2 rRNA genes are annotated in these 2899 nt (G+C 56.4%); both read left to right on the plus strand.

From position 1 onward, the window contains the following. Window positions 1–2694: ribosomal RNA gene (locus ACQB60_RS45660) — 23S ribosomal RNA — on the plus strand; the annotation flags it as partial. 88 nt (window positions 2695–2782) lie between these two features. Then, window positions 2783–2899: ribosomal RNA gene (gene rrf, locus ACQB60_RS45665) — 5S ribosomal RNA — on the plus strand.

The following is a 2899-nucleotide window of genomic DNA, read 5'->3' on the forward strand; positions in this document are numbered from 1 at the left end:
AAATGTCAGCGGCTCGTTTGAGAGACACCCAAGTAGCACGGGGCCCGAGAAATCCCGTGTGAATCTGGCGGGACCACCCGTTAAGCCTAAATATTCCCTGGTGACCGATAGCGGATAGTACCGTGAGGGAATGGTGAAAAGTACCGCGGGAGCGGAGTGAAATAGTACCTGAAACCGTGTGCCTACAAGCCGTGGGAGCGTCGGGCAAGCACTTGTGCTTGCCTCGTGACTGCGTGCCTTTTGAAGAATGAGCCTGCGAGTTTGCGGTGTGTTGCGAGGTTAACCCGTGTGGGGAAGCCGTAGCGAAAGCGAGTCCGAATAGGGCGATTCAGTAGCGCGCTCAAGACCCGAAGCGGAGTGATCTAGCCATGGGCAGGTTGAAGCGGCTGTAAGAGGTCGTGGAGGACCGAACCCACCAGGGTTGAAAACCTGGGGGATGACCTGTGGTTAGGGGTGAAAGGCCAATCAAACTCCGTGATAGCTGGTTCTCCCCGAAATGCATTTAGGTGCAGCGTCGTGTGTTTCTTGCCGGAGGTAGAGCACTGGATAGGCGATGGGCCCTACCGGGTTACTGACCTTAGCCAAACTCCGAATGCCGGTAAGTGAGAGCGCGGCAGTGAGACTGTGGGGGATAAGCTCCATGGTCGAGAGGGAAACAGCCCAGAGCATCGACTAAGGCCCCTAAGCGTACGCTAAGTGGGAAAGGATGTGGAGTCGCAGAGACAACCAGGAGGTTGGCTTAGAAGCAGCCACCCTTGAAAGAGTGCGTAATAGCTCACTGGTCAAGTGATTCCGCGCCGACAATGTAGCGGGGCTCAAGCGTACCGCCGAAGTCGTGTCATTCACACAATAGGGCCAACGCCTGTGTGGATGGGTAGGGGAGCGTCGTGTGCCGGGTGAAGCAGCGCCGGAAGGCAGTTGTGGACGGTTCACGAGTGAGAATGCAGGCATGAGTAGCGATACATACGTGAGAAACGTGTGCGCCGATTGACTAAGGGTTCCTGGGTCAAGCTGATCTGCCCAGGGTAAGTCGGGACCTAAGGCGAGGCCGACAGGCGTAGTCGATGGATAACCGGTTGATATTCCGGTACCCGCTGTGAAGCGTCAAACATCGAATCAGGCGATGCTAAGTCCGTGAAGCCGTCCCGGACCCTTCGGGGAAAGGGAAGTGGTGGAGCCGACGGACCAGACTTGTAGTAGGTGAGTGATGGGGTGACGCAGGAAGGTAGTCCAGCCCGGGCGGTGGTTGTCCCGGGGTAAGGGTGTAGCCCGTCATCTAGGCAAATCCGGATGACATGTGGGTGAGACCTGATGCCGAGCCGATTGTGGTGAAGTGGATGATCCTATGCTGTCGAGAAAAGCCTCTAGCGAGTTTCATGGCGGCCCGTACCCTAAACCGACTCAGGTGGTCAGGTAGAGAATACCGAGGCGTTCGGGTGAACTATGGTTAAGGAACTCGGCAAAATGCCCCCGTAACTTCGGGAGAAGGGGGGCCACTTCTGGTGATCACTCTTGCAGTGTGAGCTGGGGGTGGCCGCAGAGACCAGCGAGAAGCGACTGTTTACTAAAAACACAGGTCCGTGCGAAGCCGTAAGGCGATGTATACGGACTGACGCCTGCCCGGTGCTGGAACGTTAAGGGGACCGGTTAGTGACCTTTCGGGGTTGCGAAGCTGAGAACTTAAGCGCCAGTAAACGGCGGTGGTAACTATAACCATCCTAAGGTAGCGAAATTCCTTGTCGGGTAAGTTCCGACCTGCACGAATGGCGTAACGACTTCTCGACTGTCTCAACCATAGGCCCGGTGAAATTGCACTACGAGTAAAGATGCTCGTTTCGCGCAGAAGGACGGAAAGACCCCGGGACCTTTACTACAGTTTGATATTGGTGTTCGGTTCGGCTTGTGTAGGATAGCTGGGAGACTTTGAAGCATGCACGCCAGTGTGTGTGGAGTCGTCGTTGAAATACCAGTCTGGTCGTGCTGGATGTCTAACCTGGGTCCGTGATCCGGATCAGGGACAGTGTCTGATGGGTAGTTTAACTGGGGCGGTTGCCTCCCAAAGGGTAACGGAGGCGCCCAAAGGTTCCCTCAGCCTGGTTGGTAATCAGGTGTTGAGTGTAAGTGCACAAGGGAGCTTGACTGTGAGACCGACGGGTCGAGCAGGGACGAAAGTCGGGACTAGTGATCCGGCGGTGGCTTGTGGAAGCGCCGTCGCTCAACGGATAAAAGGTACCCCGGGGATAACAGGCTGATCTTCCCCAAGAGTCCATATCGACGGGATGGTTTGGCACCTCGATGTCGGCTCGTCGCATCCTGGGGCTGGAGTCGGTCCCAAGGGTTGGGCTGTTCGCCCATTAAAGCGGTACGCGAGCTGGGTTTAGAACGTCGTGAGACAGTTCGGTCCCTATCCTCTGTGCGCGTAGGAATATTGAGAAGGGCTGTCCCTAGTACGAGAGGACCGGGACGGACGAACCTCTGGTGTGCCAGTTGTTCTGCCAAGGGCATGGCTGGTTGGCTACGTTCGGAAAGGATAACCGCTGAAAGCATCTAAGCGGGAAGCCTGCTTCGAGATGAGTATTCCCACCCCCTTTGAGGGGTTAAGGCTCCCAGTAGACGACTGGGTTGATAGGCCAGATATGGAAGCCCTGTGAGGGGTGGAGTTGACTGGTACTAATAGGCCGAGGGCTTGTCCTCAGTTGCTCGCGTCCACTGTGTTGGTTCTGAAACCACGAACAACCCCGCATGGGTCACACATGCGGTGCGGTTGACAGTTTCATAGTGTTTCGGTGGTCATAGCGTGAGGGAAACGCCCGGTTACATTCCGAACCCGGAAGCTAAGCCTCACAGCGCCGATGGTACTGCAGGGGGGACCCTGTGGGAGAGTAGGACGCCGCCGAAC

It is taken from the genome of Streptomyces odontotermitis, from assembly GCF_050510915.1.
Lineage (GTDB): Bacteria > Actinomycetota > Actinomycetes > Streptomycetales > Streptomycetaceae > Streptomyces.